Source organism: Rhodobacteraceae bacterium IMCC1335 (genome assembly GCA_039640495.1).
Taxonomy (GTDB): Bacteria; Pseudomonadota; Alphaproteobacteria; order Rhodobacterales; family Rhodobacteraceae; genus Thalassovivens.
On sequence record CP046864.1, the window covers coordinates 2,784,174 to 2,799,712 of the forward strand.

The window sequence follows — 15,539 nt, forward strand, 5'->3', positions numbered from 1 at the left end:
TAGGCCAAAGTTTAGCTTGGTTAAAGCCTCTTTTTTACAAGATCGCTTATCAGGCTGCGCAGGGGCTCCGGATCAGGCCAAGCTGATCAACGCTTTTTGCAAAAAACATTAGCTTATAGGAGGTAGGCACCCCCCGCTGTGGCGTCCAAAACATCCTGCTGCTCGGCGGCTGCGGCTGCGGCTGCAGCTGAGACAACGCGCCACCACAATGTGCCATCTTGGCTCGGACGCGACAGCCGATGGTGCCGCCGAGACCAGAGTAGATCAAAGCATGATGCTGCGCGCATATTTGAACATACCGCCGCGCTGGTTTGGGAAACGAAACCCATATGCGTTTCAAAAAGAAATTTATTTCTTCCAACTCACTATCCCTCTATCTCTTGTAGGATGCGCCTGCGGTAAAAACTGCCACGAGGGGCTTTTGACACCACGACACGCAGGGAATAGGGATCTTCACAATGGGTCTAAACAAAGAATTGGAAGGATTTATGGTGGTCTCGCTAGAACAGGCGGTGGCAGCACCTTATTGCGGCACCTTGCTGGCTGATGCAGGGGCCAGAGTGATTAAAATAGAGCGGCCCGAGGGGGATTTTGCGCGGGGCTATGATGCGGGCGCAAATGGTCAAAGCGCCATTTTTGCCTGGCTCAATCGTGGAAAAGAGTCGATCGCTCTGAATTTAAAAACGCCGGAAGACACCGCTTTACTCTGCCGGATTTTGAAAAATGCAGATGTATTTCTGTCAAATCTCGCACCAGGTGCAATTGATCGCTTGGGTCTTACAGGCTCAAAGCTACGGCGGGATAATCCCGGCCTGATCAGCTGCACCATCACAGGCTATGGGGATACGGGCGATGCGGCGCAAAAGAAAGCCTATGATTTTCTGGTCCAAGCAGAAGCCGGCATCTGCGCGGTGACCGGTACACCAGATGCCCCGGCCCGCGTTGGCGTATCGCTAAGCGATCTTGCCACGGGTTTGACAGCCTTTTCAGCCATTTTGCGCGCGCTGTTACAACGCGGCAAAACTGGCCATGGCGTTGATCTGAAAATCTCGATGTTTGATGTAATGGCCGATTGGATGAATATGCCGCTTTTGGCGCATCGCTATATGGGCGGAGCGCCCGATCGCATGGGGCTTAAACATAGCTTCATCGCACCTTATGGCGCGTTTCGCTGCGCCAACGGCGCTCTTATTTTGATTTCGGTACAAAACAATCGAGAGTTCACCGCGTTATGTGAGCAGGTTCTTCAGCAACCGCAGCTTCCCAAGGATCCAAGGTTTTCTGAAAACACCGCCCGCTATGCCAACCGCATCGCGCTTGAAGCGATTGTCAACGCTGTTTTTGAAAATTTCAGCGGCACAGAAATGGTGCAAAAGCTTGACGCGGCCAAAATTGCCAATGCGCGGTTAAATTCGGTTGCCGAGCTTTCAGAGCATCCCTTTTTGAAAAATTCAAACGCCATTATTGGCGGGATTCCAATCGACATGGCCGCCCTACCGGTTGCCACAATGGGCGGCACCGCACAGCTTGTGCCAGATCTTAACGCCGATGGCGCTGCTTTGCGCCATGAATTCTCGCTCCCCTCTCAACCTGCTTCGGACATCCCATGACCTATGAACTGAACCACCCAGAAATCAGAGCCGCGGTTGCCCAGCTATGCAAACGCTTTCCGGGGCGCTATTGGCAGGAATGCGATCGCAATCAAGCTTATCCGCAAGCCTTCGTAACCGCTTTGACCGAAGCGGGCTATCTGGCCGCGCTTATACCAGAGGCCTATGGCGGGCTGTCCTTGCCGCTTTCTGCCGGAGCCGCGATTTTGGAAGAAATCCACCGCGCGGGCTGTAATGCCGCGGCCTGTCATGCGCAAATGTATACGATGGGCACGCTGCTGCGGCATGGCTCTGATGCCCAAAAATCCAAATATTTGCCGCAAATCGCACAGGGCAATTTGCGCCTTCAAGCCTTTGGCGTGACCGAGCCAACCAGCGGTACAGACACCTCGGCTTTGCGCTGCACAGCGCGCAAAGAGGGGCAGGCCTATATTGTGAATGGTCAAAAAATCTGGACCAGCCGCGCCGAGCATTCCGATTTATTATTGCTCTTGGCGCGTACCACGCCGCTAGATCAGGTTGAAAAACGCACCGAGGGCTTATCGGTTTTTCTGGTGGATATGCGCGAGGCAAGCGAAAGTGCGTTGAGCATTCGCCCCATTCGCACGATGATGAACCACGCCACAACAGAATTGTTTTTTGATAATCTCAGCGTTCCGCAAGACAATCTGATCGGCGAAGAAGGCAAGGGCTTTCGATATATTCTTTCCGGAATGAATGCCGAGCGTATTTTGATCGCAGCCGAATGTATCGGAGATGCCAAATGGTTCATTGAAAAAGCTTCGGGCTATGCTTGCGAGCGGCAGGTTTTTGGCCGCGCCATCGGACAAAACCAAGGCATTCAATTTCCAATCGCCAAAGCCTATAGCCAAATGCGCGCTGCCGAATTGATGCTGCATGAGGCGACCAAGCTCTATGATGCCGGTCAAAATCCAGGCGAAGAGGCAAATCTTGCAAAATTATTGGCTGCAGAGGCGCAATGGGCAGCCGCAGAAGCTTGTCTGCAAACCCATGGTGGATTTGGGTTTGCCGAAGAATACGATATCGAGCGTAAATTTCGAGAGGCGCGCCTCTACCAAGTCGCTCCGATTTCAACCAATCTGATCCTGAGTTATATCGCAGAGCATGTGTTGAAAATGCCAAGATCTTATTGATGGCCTATCATTTATCGCTGCCAGATTTCAAAGCGCCAGCGCGCATGCAATCTCTGCTTCAGGGCGCTTGCTCCAACGGATTACAAAACCTGCCTGCGATTGTCAGGCGCCAGCCAAAGTCAGTTGCGGCAAGCCTTTTTGCAAAGCCCAAATGACCTGCATAAAAGAAGCGCGCCGCCACTGAGGGTCAACGCCGCCAAATCTCCTCTTCCGCAAATCGGGTCCAGCGCAACGCCATTTTCAATGCGCAGCCGCAAAGGCGGAGGAAATAAAACACAGCAAGCAAAAGGCACAAACCTATACAACCGGCCGCTCATAATTCAAAATTTAGGCCGGACTAATTCCGAGAATATCGCACGCGAGGGGATTGATAAATTGCGTTAGCCCGCCCGCAGATCGACGGCACCTCTCACAACCTCAAAAGATCGAGATGAGGCGCCATGGCCTCGCAAATCGACCAATGTGACTTTTCCCAAAAAGGCGCGAGCGATCCCGAACAAAATTCTATTCCAAATGGTGTTATCACGCCTTAGCAAGACAAGATGGCCAGAGCCCAGCCCATTCCCTGATTTTGAAAATCCGACACGGGCTTGGTTTTGTTCAAAGAACGAGTGATCAAAAATTAGATCCCGCAGGGGATAAAACGAACGGCCAGAAACCTCTATCGCTTATCGCCGCGATTTGAAACAAATTGCGAGCCAGACCTAAGCGCGTAAAATTTGCGTTGCGTGTGTTGAACATTCGCCATTCATTCGCTTAGCGAAAAGGGGCCACAAATGCGGCCCCTTCGGAAAAATCGACATCCATAAAGCTTTACAGAAGATCAAACCGATCTGCATTCATCACTTTATTCCAGGCTGAAATAAAGTCCGCCGTGAATTTGTCTTTATTGTCGTCTTGCGCATAAACCTCGGCCAAAGCCCGCAATTGCGAATTGGATCCAAACACCAAATCGGTGCGGGTTGCGGTTCTAACGATCTCACCAGTTATGCGGTCTTTTGCCTCATAGCTGTTGGGTCCGGTCGAACTCCAGTCTACGCTCATATCAAGCAAACTGCAAAACCAATCCGCATTCAGCGCGCCGCCCGCGCTCCACAGGCCATGGCCATCAGCGCTGATACCCAAAGCGCGCAATCCGCCAACCAACACCGTCATTTCAGCTGGCGTAAGCCCCAGAAGATGCGCACGGTCCAGCATCATCTCTTCCGGTGAGACCGTAAATTTGGTTTTCTGATAATTGCGAAAGCCATCCGCCATGGGTTCAAGAACAGCAAAAGACTCGGCATCGGTTTGCTCTTCTGAAGCATCACCACGGCCCGGCGCGAAGGCCACTTCGACACCGCTGGCCATTTCAATACCAACCGCGCCACCCAATACAATCACATCTGCCAAACTGGCCCCATATTGCGATGCAATAGGTTCAAGAACCGCCAGAACGCGCGCCAATTGGCTTGGCTTATTGACGGCCCAATCTTTTTGTGGCGCCAAACGGATCCGTGCCCCATTGGCACCCCCGCGCATATCTGTGCCACGAAACGTAGACGCAGAAGCCCAAGCGGTTTCAACCAGCTCTTGCACGGATAAACCGCTTGCTTTGAGCGCCGCACGCAGGGCTGCAACATCGTAATCGCTGGCCCCAGCCGGCACTGGATCCTGCCAGATCAGCTCTTCCTGAGGCACTTCGGGCCCTTGATACCGAATTTTTGGGCCCATATCGCGATGCAGCAATTTGAACCAAGCCCGCGCAAATGCATCAGCCAATTCTTCAGGGTTTTGATGATAGCGCTCGGAAATCGCCCGATAAACGGGATCTTTAATCATCGCCATATCCGCGGTGGTCATCATTGGGGTTACTTTGGCGCTGGGATCATCGACCTCAGGGGCCATATCCGCCTCGGCAACATCCATAGGCTGCCAAATATTTGCGCCCGCCGGAGATTTGGTTAAGGCCCAATCATATTTGAACAACAAATCAAAATACCCATTATCCCATTGCGTTGGATTGGCCGTCCAAGGGCCTTCAATGCCGCTGGTGGTCGTGTCACGCCCAACACCGGAACCATGGGCATTTTTCCATCCAAATCCCATCTGCTCGATTGCGCCACCTTCCGGTTCTGCCCCTACAAGCTCAGGATCGCCCGCGCCGTGCGCCTTGCCAAACGTGTGGCCGCCGGCCACCAAGGCAACCGTTTCCTCATCATTCATCGCCATCCGCCCAAAGGTTTCGCGAATATCCTGCGCGCTTAACAGTGGATCAGGATTGCCATTTGGGCCTTCTGGATTCACATAAATCAACCCCATCTGAACAGCCGCTAATGGGTTTTCGAGCGATTGGCGCGTGTCTTCATAACGTTGATCTGCAAGCCAGTCGGTTTCAACACCCCAGTAAATATCTTCTTCGGGATGCCAAATATCTTCGCGCCCGCCGCCAAACCCAAAGGTTTTGCCGCCCATGGATTCGATCGCGACATTGCCCGTCAAAATCAACAAATCAGCCCAAGAGATTTTATTGCCGTATTTCTGTTTGATCGGCCAGAGCAAACGCCGTGCCTTGTCCAGATTGCCATTGTCGGGCCAAGAGTTCAGCGGTGCAAAGCGCTGCGCGCCCGTGCCGCCGCCACCGCGCCCATCACCCGTGCGATAAGTGCCCGCCGCATGCCATGTCATCCGGATAAAAAAGGGCCCATAATGACCATAATCCGCCGGCCACCATGCCTGCGAGTCGGTCATCAAAGCGTGTAAATCTTTTTTCAAAGCGTCATAATCAAGCTGATCAAACGCTTCACTATATGAAAATTCGGGCCCCATCGGGTTCGATTTTTGATCGTGCTGGCGCAAGATGTTCAAATTCAATTGGTTTGGCCACCAATCTGAATTGGTGGTTCCCGCATTGCCTGTGGTGTTTCCACCATGCATCACTGGGCAAAGTCCGGCATTGTCTTTCATCATTATCCCCCGATTTTGCGTTTTGCTTGAAGAAGCAAATTACTGTATCTAAAATATGGCCGGCCCAAACCACTTAACGGTTTCGCAACATTTCGACTCGCGACCGGCTGATATCAAAAATTTACCACGCCAAATGCATAAGATAAACTTGAATTTACTAATATTTTTGATAAGTTTTTCTTATGGAAGCTATAACCTTGAAACAACTTAGATATTTCGCTGCTTTGGCCAAAACGCGGCATTTCAGCAGGGCAGCTGACCTTTGCGCAATTTCGCAGCCGGCGCTTTCGATGCAAATCAAAGACTTGGAAGCCCGTCTCCCTCTACCACTTATTGAAACGGCATCAAAACCTTTGCAACTTACCCCTTACGGTGATGCTTTTGCCAAGCACGCAGGCATGATTTTGCAACATGTGCAGGAATTAGGGGATTTGGCGAACGCCTCGCATATGGCGCCACAAGGCTTGTTGCGGCTTGGCGTTATTCCAACGATTGCACCCTATCTTTTTCCCCGATTGATCCAATCAATGACCGATGCGTTTCCAAAGTTAGAGTTAAAGCTGCGCGAAACGATTACATCCAATTTGATCACAGATATTTTAGAAGGACGATTAGATGCCGCCATTCTGGCATTGCCCGTATCGGAACCGCGGCTCAGCGAAGTGCCCCTTTTTGAAGAAGAATTTGTTTTGGTGCGCCCGTTGTCGGAAAACGGAAAACCAGTTCCACATCCGGAATCGCTGCATGAAATGCGGCTGCTTTTGCTTGAAGAAGGGCATTGCTTTCGAGATCAAGCCCTGACGGTTTGCAATATCTCAAGCTCACAAACGCGCGACCTTATGGATGCCAGCTCGCTTTCCACGCTGGTTCAAATGGTGGGCTCTGGGCTTGGCGTTACGCTTATCCCAAACATGGCAGTCCCGCTTGAAAGCCGTTCTGCCAAGGTCGAGATGCTGCGCTTTACGGCCAGCCCTCCGAAACGAACGGTGGGCATGATCTGGCGACGAAACACGCCTTTGGAAGCGCATTTAAAGAAAATTGCAGATGTGGTTGCCGCGCCTGATAAGTTTTTGGCTTAAGCGGGTAAAAGACGTTTGATCGCGCAGCACCAAAGCGCGAATCTGGCGGGCCGCTGCATCCTTTCATCTTCAGCGCAAATAATCCGCATGGAAAGCAATATGCTCTTGCATGAATGTAGATATGAAAAAGTAGCTGTGATCATAGCCTGGCTGTAGGCGCAATTGCGCGCTGTGGCCGCGCGCGGCCACCGCTTCGGCAAAGGCTTCCGGCCGCAACTTTTCTAAAAACGGGTCCTCTGATCCATTATCAATCAAAATGGGGCCGTCAAAGCCATATTCCGCCATCAAGTGGCTGGCATCATGGGGCGCCCAAAGGCCCTTATCTTCGCCCAAATAGGCGGTAAATTGTTTGATCCCCCAATCCGATTTCATCGGGTTGCAAATCGGCGCAAACGCAGACACCGATTTAAAGCGCCCAGGTTGGCGCAGGGCAAGCGTCAAAGCCCCGTGCCCGCCCATGGAATGGCCGCTGATAGATTGCCGCGACATATCGATTGAAAATGACGCTTCAATGAGGGAAGGCAATTCTTCAGCGATGTAATCCCACATATTAAAATGGGGCGCCCAAGGCGCTTGCGTGGCGTTTACATAGAACCCTGCGCCCTGCCCCAAATCAAACGCCTCATCATCGGCGACGCCGACGCCGCGCGGCGACGTATCGGGGAAAATCAACGCCACATCATGCTGCGCGGCCCAGCTTTGCGCCCCCGCTTTAACCATGGCGTTTTCATGCGTACAGGTCAGACCGGATAAAAACCAAATCAGCGGCACTTTTTGGCTTTGCGCAAGCTGAGGGAGAAACAGGCCGAAGGTCATATCACATGACAGAGCAGCAGAGCGATGCGTATAAACACCTTGAATGCCGTTATGGCATTTAATTTCCGAAACTGTTTCCACGGTCATCCGCATGCATCCCTTTTTTATGGCTGCTCCGTTCTTAAAGCAGTTTACTCGATTGTAAAATGATTAACCTCACAATTTTTTGACCGGTCGAACAACGCTAAGAAAGCACACTGCAAACCCGATAGAATGAAGGTGACCTACCAAAGAAACTGGTAATGAAGCGTAAGGCAGGTTAATGAGGCATCTAACCTCTGGAAAACAAAAAACTGCACGCCCTTACATGATCAAGAAATATATATGGCCCTTCCTGGAACCGCTGATCAACGATAAACGCCTTGAGCCGGTTTTGATGATATTTGGCACTCTGGCCGTTGTTGGGGGTATTTTATACACGCTGCTCCAGTTCATTATGGGTTAAACGCCGAGCAAAGCCCCCCTGCCCGGGCGTCACGAAGCTGTGTCATTCAACGACCGTTACATTCTTAATCCGCGATATCTTGCACCTCGTGCACTTCAATCACATTTCCATCTGGGTCGTAGAAAAAGATTTGGTGCCAGCCGCTCACTGCTTTATTCGCCCAATCGGAAAAGGGAATGTTCTGAGCGCGCAAGTGCGCTTTGAACGCGGCTAAATCATCCGTACGATACGCAATATGGCCGCGCGCAACCGGATTGACCATTTGCCCGGCATTAAACCCTGCCAACACATCTTTTTGCGCCAAATGCATCTGCAAATGGCCATCCGATACAAAAGCAACATCGCCTGCATATCCCTGCTTTTTTTCTAGAACCGGCAATCCTGCCACATTCGGAGAAAGCCCCATGATTTCTTGATAAAAATTATCCATCCTCGCTACATTTTCAGTGGCCAGATTGATATGATGTAATGTGAGTTTCATAATGCGCTTGCTCCGTTTTTATCTTTAATCCGCTGTCGCTTTGAATATATCTATGGGCTTTACTTACTCTGTGATACAGCCAGCGTAACAGCTCCAAACCTTTGCAAAAAGGGGTAAAACCGGCCGTCGCCAAAGCATAAGCTACGCTTAAAATCGCAGCTAAACATCCAGTCAGAGCCCTTGAAACATAAAGATCAACCGCCCCAGAAACACCATTGGCAAAAGCAAGATCTCAAGACATCCTTTGATATTTTTACCACCCAACTTGCGCCGCTGGCATGGACGGATAGCCCGGGTAAACCTATTAAATATTCAAAAAAGTGATATTTATACTTGTAAATCGCAGAATTTTGCAACTTAACGCTACTCATGAACCTGACCTCCTTGCAAACTTTCTTAGCAATTCTTGAAACCGGAAGCTTGGTGCGCGCCGCAGATAAACTGAACGTCACCCAATCCACGGTGACCGCGCGGCTTAAAACGCTTGAGGAAGAGCTGGGGCAAGTGCTGATAAACCGTCAGAAATCGGGGGCGACGCTCACGCCGGCGGGGGCAAAACTTATGCGATACGCCCCCGCAATCACGGGGCTATGGCGGCAAGCGAAAAATGAAACGGGGCTGCCCGCAGGGCTTACCTCTGCCTGCAGTTTTGGATGCGAACGCGATTTATGGCATGGTGCGGGGCGGGCTTTTTTCCACTATGCGACCAGCACACAGCCCGAACTAGCGATGAGCGCAAGGCAGGGCAGCGGCCGCGATCTCACCGAATGGATCGCCACGGGCAGCATAGACATTATCGTTACGTTCGAAGCCGTTACGCGCGCCTCTCAAACGCTTTACCCGTTGCCCGCAGAAGAGCTTATTCTATGTTCAGATCGCCGCAACACGCCAATGATAGGGGATCCTAACTATATTTTTGTGGATCACGGCGCTGAATATCGCCGCGTTCATGCCGAATTTTATCACGATGCGGGTATCGCAAGACTGAATTTTGATAGCGCCTGGTGGGCGCTTCAATATCTGCTTGAAAACCCCGGTTCGGCCTATTTGCCGCGTTCATTGGCGCAACGTTACTTGGATAAGGCCGCGCTTTTCATCGTGCCGGATGCGCCCGTGTTTCACAGGAAAAAATCTTTATTGGCCTCGGATCAAGCTGTTGAAAAGTTCCACTGGCTTGAAAACGCTATCGCTCAAATTCAATCTCACGAGCGCCAACAGCATGGCCGCGCCCACTCACAAGGGCAGGCAGGCCAATAATCACTCAGAAATGAACAGATCGGTGAGCGCGAATTGATCTACATCTACCAAGCCAAGATCTGAAATCCGCAACGCCGGTATCACGACCAATGCCAATAGGGAATGTTGCATAAAGGCGTTGTGTAATGTACATCCACAACGTTGCATGCCGCTTAAAATTGTTTGTGCTTCCGCAGCCACCTCAGCCGCGGGTCGATCAGACATCAGCCCCGCAATCGGCAAATGAACCTGCCCAATTTCTGCGCCATCCTGCCAAATCGTAGCCCCGCCGCCAATCTCGCCCAGACGGTTAACTGCCTGCGCCATCATCTCTCGATTGGTGCCAACCACGATAATATGATGGCTGTCATGGGCAACGCTGGAAGCGATGGCCATATCACCCTGATAAGCAAAGCCTTGCACGAACCCATGGCTGACGCGCCCTGTCGCACGATGACGTTCGACCAAAGCGATTTGGCACACCCCTTTATTGGCTTCGACCAGCCCATCAATCACTGGTAATTTTGCGCTCAGCGCCTTAGTCGGAGCCTGATTTTCGATCACCCCAATAACTTTCACATGGGCCTCTAGCAGATTGGGTGGTGCTGCAATCTCAAAATCCGCAGCGCCCATGGTTTTTGCAAGATTAACCGTTTTTTTGGCCCCCTCTGGCCATTCATAATGCGGACAATCTGTCAAAAGCTGACCATGTTCGGCAAGTTTCTGGCCGCGCGCAAAAACCAGCTCAATCGGCAAGGACACAAGATCGGATGACAAGATAAAATCAGCCCGGCGGCCCGGAGCAATACTGCCCAATTCGCGTTCAAGCCCGAAATGTGTTGCGGTATTTATCGTCGCCATTTGCAATGCAATCAAAGGCTCGCAGCCACAGTCAATTGCGTGGCGCACCACCCGATTCATATGCCCCTCATTAATCAAGGTCTCCGAGTGACAATCATCGGTGCATAAAATGAAATTTCTAGGATCTAAACCGCGTTCGGTGATGGCGGTTATTTGCCGCTCTACATCATACCAGGCCGAGCCCAATCGCAGCATAGCCCGCATCCCCATTCGGGCGCGTAAAACCGCGTCAGCCTCTTGCGTGCCTTCATGGTCATCCCCAGCCCCACCAGCGGCATAGGCATGAAAGGGTGGGCCCAGATCGGGCGAGGCATAATGCCCTCCGACCACCTTTCCAGCCGCCTGCGTGGCCGCCATTTCAGCCAGCATTTTTTCATCCCCAGCGATCACGCCGGGATAATTCATCATTTCCCCAAGGCCTATTATGCCAGGCCAGCCCATCGCTTCAGCAACATCTTGCGGCGTAATTTCAAATCCGGTGGTTTCCAGCCCGGGCGCAGACGGCGCGCAAGAGGGCATTTGCGTGAAAATATTTATAGGTTGCAACAGCGCCTCATCATGCATCATCCGAACCCCCGCCAGACCCAGCACATTGGCAATTTCATGCGGATCGGTAAACATCGTGGTCGTGCCATGCGGGATAACGGCCGCGGCAAATTCAGCCGGGATCAGCATGCCGCTTTCGATATGCATATGCCCGTCGCACAGGCCCGGAATAAGATAGCGACCACCCGCATCGATAATTTGCGTTTTTGGGCCAATACAATGGCGCGCATCCGGTCCAACATAGGCAAACCTACCTCTGACGACGGCAATGTCCCAATCCTCAAGAACCTCGCGCGACTGAACATTGACCAACCGGCTGTTTTGAACGACCAAATCCGCGGGCGATCGCCCGGCAGCGACAGCAACCAAATCTGCAGCGCTATCTGCCCAAGATGCAAATTCACCCTTAGCCACAGTCACCTCCTTGCCTGATCTCTGATCGCAACGGTATGGGGCTATTTGCAGTCTGTAAAGATTTTTGCCAAGTCGAAGCACCTATTCAGCGGAACGCAAACCATCCAGCGGTACGGGTGCGGGGCAACGATCAGAGTTATCCTCTCAGTGCACGGTATCAGCCGAAATGCAGAGCATTGGCGGCTGATAAACTTACAGATCAAAAAAATCTCATGAAGCCTGCTCACCTGCGTCGAGCAGGTGATGTGCAGATGTCACTAGCCCATCGCGCGAAACGCTGTGCGCGTTTGGCTCTGACTTGCGAGCTCATGCGCCAGCAGTCGTCCATCGGATGTCAACCCGCCAGTGGCATTAAACCAGCCGCGCTCACTCCCATAATCAAAAAAGGATTGCTCAAGGTTTGAGGTCATTATCGAGCACATTTGAACGACCGCGCCGTATTGCGTCTCATATTGTTTATCCGACATTTTTGACCTCATAATTATTTGACAGTTCTTCTGACTAAACAACATCATGAGTAAAATAAATTTAAAAAAATTTAATTAATTAAAAAAAATTAAAAGATTAAATGCTTATTTTTGTTTTAAATCAGCACATTGATCTCAGCGGGCGACAACACATACGCAGAAACCGGACCTCAGCTGCAAAACGTGAACCGTCCTTTGCCCCGACGCTTTGAGTGGTAAAGCGCCTGATCAACAGCTTGCAAAATATCGATCATTGACCAACGTTCCGCTGCCTCGACGATCCGTCCCCCCATGCTGAGGCCAAGCTGAACTTTGTGGGTTTGAATGGTCAAAGGAGGTTTCAATCTCGCAAGAAGGCGCTCAGCCAAGCCCAACAACTCGCTCGGATCATTCGTACCCGTTATGAGCAATATAAATTCATCTCCCCCCAACCGAACCGCCACATCATGCGCCCTGATTTCTTGGCGCAAAATATTGCTCAGCTCTACCAAAACCCGATCTCCAAACGGATGCCCAAGCTGATCATTGACCGTTTTAAAATGATCCAGATCAAGCTGTATGATCCCAAATGATATATTTTGGCGCGCAAAGCTTGCCAAGCTTTCGATCAGGCTCCGACGGTTTCCCAAACCCGTCAAAGGATCTGTCAGAGCTGCAATTTCTGCATTTTTCTTTGCCCCCTCTATGCGCTGAGTGACCGCACGCGACGCTGCGCGCACCGCAGATTGTGCCTCGAGTAAACACAGCATATCAACCGCTAGGTCCGAGGGGCCAAAATCTGCATGGGTCAACTCAAAACACTCGGCAGTTTCTTTCAACGCCATACCGAAGGAAATCGGGATTATTGCCCTGTCCCGATCTTGCAATCGCAACACCACCCCATTCCACCGCAAATCCAGAAAGCGACGCAACGATAGGTGAAACTTTTGCCCATCCAATTCAAACATCGAACAGCCGCGCAAGTGCCCGCTGCGCGGCTTAATCGAAAAAAGATCAAGCACGTGCTGCGCGCGCACCGTTTCACTTTGGAGAATTTTATGCATCGTCGGCGCTACATGCTCAATCACACCAGCGCGATTGATGATTAGGTGACAAGGGCAAAGAATGTTTAGAATATTATCCATTAGACCTACCCGCGCGCCGCCAACTTAAACCCCTGCGCCACCGCGAAACGGTCATCGACCAACGTTATCTGGATCACCGCCGAACCCGTGTCGGCGAAATGTGCCAAACGTATCAGCGCACCATAATCATCGGCCATGGCGTGCAAAATACCGATACATAAATAGGTGAATTCAGACCATGATGGGGCAAGCCTTATTGAAATTTGATTTTTAGCTCCGCACACCACGTTGATTTGCGGTAGGTTTAAGTCTGGCATGATAAGATCAATTCGGGCGTTGAACTCATTCAATGAAAATAAGAAATCGCGAAAATCAACTCCACCAAACCGTAACAATCTGCGAACCCCGTCCTGGTTTCGATGCACCACCAGATAAGTTCCCATATCCTCAAGAATATCGGCGTTTGGTTTATTCAAAATTCGAGATAGCTGGTTCAAAAGGTCATAGCTATCCTGATCTGGATAGCACAGCATGGCTTCATAAAACGCCACGGCATGCGGGCATGCAGAAACAACTTTTTGCCACAACCCAAACCCGTATGTATCAATTGTAAAACGCTCTAGCGCTTTGTTCACAACCCCATGCACGATAACTTCTCCCCCAACAAACATGGCCTGCTTAGGTTAGAAAATCGTAAACAAATCCGCACAAAATTGCAGGCATTACAGCGCATATTTTTTGCAGGCGGAATTCCGGCCGCTGCTGGGAGCTAAAAATCGGTTGGTGCACCGCCTTCACGTTTGCGGCGCGCAACAAAATCCGCCAATGCATCCCGCCGTGAAATCTCAAGCGCAGGCGGCTCAAATTCCGCGAGGATTTGTTGATAAAGCGCATGTGCACGCTCGGGCGTCCAAAGCGCCCCCGACGCCTCCCAACCTTCAAAATTACTCCATTCAGATAAGAAAGGTTGGTAAAAGGCGGTACTGTAGCGCTCTTGCGTATGGGCGGTTCCAAAAAAATGGCCGTCATTGCCAACGCTCTTAATGGAATCTAGGGCAATCTCTTGCGCACCCGTTGCCACCAAATCTGGATCCATATAGCGTTGGATTTGTTGAAGTATTTCACAATCCATCAAGAACTTTTCTGGGCTAGCAATCAAGCCTCCCTCCAGCCAACCAGCAGCATGATAGACCATATTGCTGCCCGATTGTACCGCGGCCCAAAGGCTGTTTGATGTTTCCCACATTGCCTGCCCATCCGGCACATTGGCAGCGCACACCCCGGATGAGCGCAAGGGCAATCCATAGAACCGCGCCATCTGTCCGGTCATCTGCGTGGCCCGCATATATTCGGGCGTTCCAAAAGCCGGCGCGCCAGTTTTCATATCCACATTCGAGGTAAAGGTGCCAAGCGCACAGGCAGCCCCAGGCCTAATCCATTGCGCTAAAGCTACCGCGCATAACGCTTCCGCGATCGATTGCGCCACCGCCCCTGATAAGGTCACCGGCGCCATCGCACCAGCCAAAGTAAAAGGCGTAACCACCAGCCCTTGATTGCGCCGCGCAAGCCGCATCCACCCATCCAGCATCGGAAAATCATGTTTGAGCGGAGAAGTGGAATTGATGTTCGTATACATTTTTGGACTGGCCTCAAATTCGGCATCACTCCAACCGCCTGCAAGGCGCACCATTTCCATTACATCATCAACCCGTTCTTGCCCTAAGGAATAGGCATGCGCCACTTTATCGCTGAGCGTCAATTTATCGTATAACACATCCAAATGCCGGGTACTGGCGTGCAGGTCCACAGGCTCGACCGGATAGCCGCCAACAAAGTGGATGCAGTTAAAATATTGGCAGAGTTTGATCAGATTTTGGCAGGTTTCGCGCGTCCCAGGCACTTTTGCATTCAGCTTTATATCCCAATAATTGGGCGGCGACGAAACATTGCCAAATAAAATATAGCGGCCGCCAATGATCAATTTCCGATCAGGGTTGCGCGGCGTTATCGTCCATTGGCTGGGCGCTTTGGACACCATATCCATCACAAAGTGTCGGTCCATCCGCACGTTTGTGCCGCGTACCGTGCAACCCGCTTGTTGCAAAATAGCGCAAGCTTCTGGGTTCAGAAACTCAATGCCGATTTCTTCCAGAATGCGCATCGCACCTTCATGAATGGCCTCAACACCCTGATCCGTTAAAGGCGCGATTGGCGGATCGCAATTGACCGGCAAATGCCAGGGCATCTGGTTGATCTTCGAAGAGCTCCGCCGTTTTGCATTTCCAGCCCGGCCCCCGCCGCGCCTCCGCCTTTCCGAGTGACCTGACATTTCGATTCCTGCAGACAGCTACTACACCACCACGAGAAGGCGGAATCGCACGTAAAACCTGCCCGTTACCGACCTTTTTCGTCGTTTTTAA

Annotated in this window: 14 protein-coding genes; 5 read left to right on the forward strand and 9 right to left on the reverse strand. The window is 51.4% G+C overall.

What is annotated here, in order from left to right; translation table 11 throughout:
* Positions 1–113 precede the first annotated feature (113 nt).
* Positions 114–329, reverse strand: a complete 216-nt coding sequence (locus tag GN241_13465; GenBank protein ID XAT58275.1) for a hypothetical protein — start codon at positions 327–329, stop codon at positions 114–116.
* A 129-nt stretch (positions 330–458) separates the two neighbouring features.
* Between GN241_13465 and GN241_13470 the strand changes: the two genes are divergently transcribed.
* Together GN241_13470 and GN241_13475 are read left to right on the forward strand one after the other, a co-directional pair.
* Entirely contained in the window at positions 459–1,610 is a 1,152-nt protein-coding gene (locus tag GN241_13470) for a CoA transferase (protein XAT58276.1), read from the forward strand.
* Positions 1,607–2,764: an acyl-CoA dehydrogenase gene (locus GN241_13475; protein ID XAT58277.1), complete on the forward strand. Its 1,158-nt coding sequence runs from the start codon at positions 1,607–1,609 to the stop codon at positions 2,762–2,764. The genes GN241_13470 and GN241_13475 overlap by 4 nt, the downstream gene beginning before the upstream one ends.
* An 813-nt stretch (positions 2,765–3,577) precedes the next feature.
* Here the strand turns inward: GN241_13475 and katG are convergent.
* On the reverse strand, positions 3,578–5,710 hold the full coding sequence (katG, locus tag GN241_13480; GenBank protein XAT58278.1) for a catalase/peroxidase HPI: 2,133 nt from the start codon (positions 5,708–5,710) through the stop codon (positions 3,578–3,580).
* Positions 5,711–5,892: 182 nt separating this feature from the next.
* On the opposite strand from katG, the gene GN241_13485 reads away from it, so the two are divergent.
* The gene (locus GN241_13485; protein XAT58279.1) at positions 5,893–6,789 is read left to right on the forward strand and encodes a LysR family transcriptional regulator; all 897 of its coding nucleotides are present in this window, start codon (positions 5,893–5,895) and stop codon (positions 6,787–6,789) included.
* A gap of 69 nt (positions 6,790–6,858) precedes the next feature.
* Here the strand turns inward: GN241_13485 and fghA are convergent, their stop codons facing one another.
* The gene (gene fghA / locus GN241_13490; protein XAT59289.1) at positions 6,859–7,686 is read right to left on the reverse strand and encodes an S-formylglutathione hydrolase; all 828 of its coding nucleotides are present in this window, start codon (positions 7,684–7,686) and stop codon (positions 6,859–6,861) included.
* Between the two features lie 181 nt (positions 7,687–7,867).
* Between fghA and GN241_13495 the strand changes: the two genes are divergently transcribed.
* Positions 7,868–8,050 carry a hypothetical protein gene (locus GN241_13495; protein XAT58280.1) on the forward strand — a complete coding sequence of 61 codons (183 nt, stop codon included), beginning with the start codon at positions 7,868–7,870 and terminating at the stop codon, positions 8,048–8,050.
* Between the two features lie 64 nt (positions 8,051–8,114).
* Here the strand turns inward: GN241_13495 and GN241_13500 are convergent, their stop codons facing one another.
* Positions 8,115–8,531, reverse strand: coding sequence for a VOC family protein (locus GN241_13500; protein XAT58281.1), 417 nt, complete (start codon positions 8,529–8,531; stop codon positions 8,115–8,117).
* A gap of 369 nt (positions 8,532–8,900) precedes the next feature.
* Here GN241_13500 and GN241_13505 point away from each other — a divergent pair, with 369 nt between their 5' ends.
* On the forward strand, positions 8,901–9,788 hold the full coding sequence (locus GN241_13505) for a LysR family transcriptional regulator (protein ID XAT58282.1): 888 nt from the start codon (positions 8,901–8,903) through the stop codon (positions 9,786–9,788).
* Here the strand turns inward: GN241_13505 and ade are convergent, their stop codons facing one another.
* The 5 genes from ade to GN241_13530 form a co-directional block, all read right to left on the reverse strand.
* A complete protein-coding gene (gene ade, locus GN241_13510) occupies positions 9,789–11,588 on the reverse strand; it encodes an adenine deaminase (GenBank protein XAT58283.1) in 1,800 nt (599 codons plus the stop codon).
* A gap of 257 nt (positions 11,589–11,845) precedes the next feature.
* On the reverse strand, positions 11,846–12,055 hold the full coding sequence (locus tag GN241_13515; GenBank protein ID XAT58284.1) for a hypothetical protein: 210 nt from the start codon (positions 12,053–12,055) through the stop codon (positions 11,846–11,848).
* Between the two features lie 170 nt (positions 12,056–12,225).
* A complete protein-coding gene (locus tag GN241_13520) occupies positions 12,226–13,179 on the reverse strand; it encodes a diguanylate cyclase (GenBank protein ID XAT58285.1) in 954 nt (317 codons plus the stop codon).
* 5 nt (positions 13,180–13,184) lie between these two features.
* Positions 13,185–13,790 (reverse strand): heme NO-binding protein, encoded by a 606-nt coding sequence (locus tag GN241_13525; protein XAT58286.1) that lies wholly within the window; start codon positions 13,788–13,790, stop codon positions 13,185–13,187.
* A 98-nt stretch (positions 13,791–13,888) separates the two neighbouring features.
* Positions 13,889–15,448, reverse strand: a complete 1,560-nt coding sequence (locus GN241_13530) for a methyltransferase (protein ID XAT58287.1) — start codon at positions 15,446–15,448, stop codon at positions 13,889–13,891.
* Positions 15,449–15,539: the final 91 nt, after the last annotated feature.

Coding starts and splice junctions, on each gene's coding strand:
- GN241_13465 (XAT58275.1), bottom strand. CDS start 329: ATGGGTTTCGTTTCCCAAACCAGCGCGGCGGTATGTTCAAATATGCGC.
- GN241_13470 (XAT58276.1), top strand. CDS start 459: ATGGGTCTAAACAAAGAATTGGAAGGATTTATGGTGGTCTCGCTAGAA.
- GN241_13475 (XAT58277.1), top strand. CDS start 1,607: ATGACCTATGAACTGAACCACCCAGAAATCAGAGCCGCGGTTGCCCAG.
- katG (XAT58278.1), bottom strand. CDS start 5,710: ATGAAAGACAATGCCGGACTTTGCCCAGTGATGCATGGTGGAAACACC.
- GN241_13485 (XAT58279.1), top strand. CDS start 5,893: ATGGAAGCTATAACCTTGAAACAACTTAGATATTTCGCTGCTTTGGCC.
- GN241_13495 (XAT58280.1), top strand. CDS start 7,868: ATGAGGCATCTAACCTCTGGAAAACAAAAAACTGCACGCCCTTACATG.
- GN241_13500 (XAT58281.1), bottom strand. CDS start 8,531: ATGAAACTCACATTACATCATATCAATCTGGCCACTGAAAATGTAGCG.
- GN241_13505 (XAT58282.1), top strand. CDS start 8,901: ATGAACCTGACCTCCTTGCAAACTTTCTTAGCAATTCTTGAAACCGGA.
- GN241_13515 (XAT58284.1), bottom strand. CDS start 12,055: ATGTCGGATAAACAATATGAGACGCAATACGGCGCGGTCGTTCAAATG.
- GN241_13520 (XAT58285.1), bottom strand. CDS start 13,179: ATGGATAATATTCTAAACATTCTTTGCCCTTGTCACCTAATCATCAAT.
- GN241_13525 (XAT58286.1), bottom strand. CDS start 13,790: ATGTTTGTTGGGGGAGAAGTTATCGTGCATGGGGTTGTGAACAAAGCG.
- GN241_13530 (XAT58287.1), bottom strand. CDS start 15,448: ATGTCAGGTCACTCGGAAAGGCGGAGGCGCGGCGGGGGCCGGGCTGGA.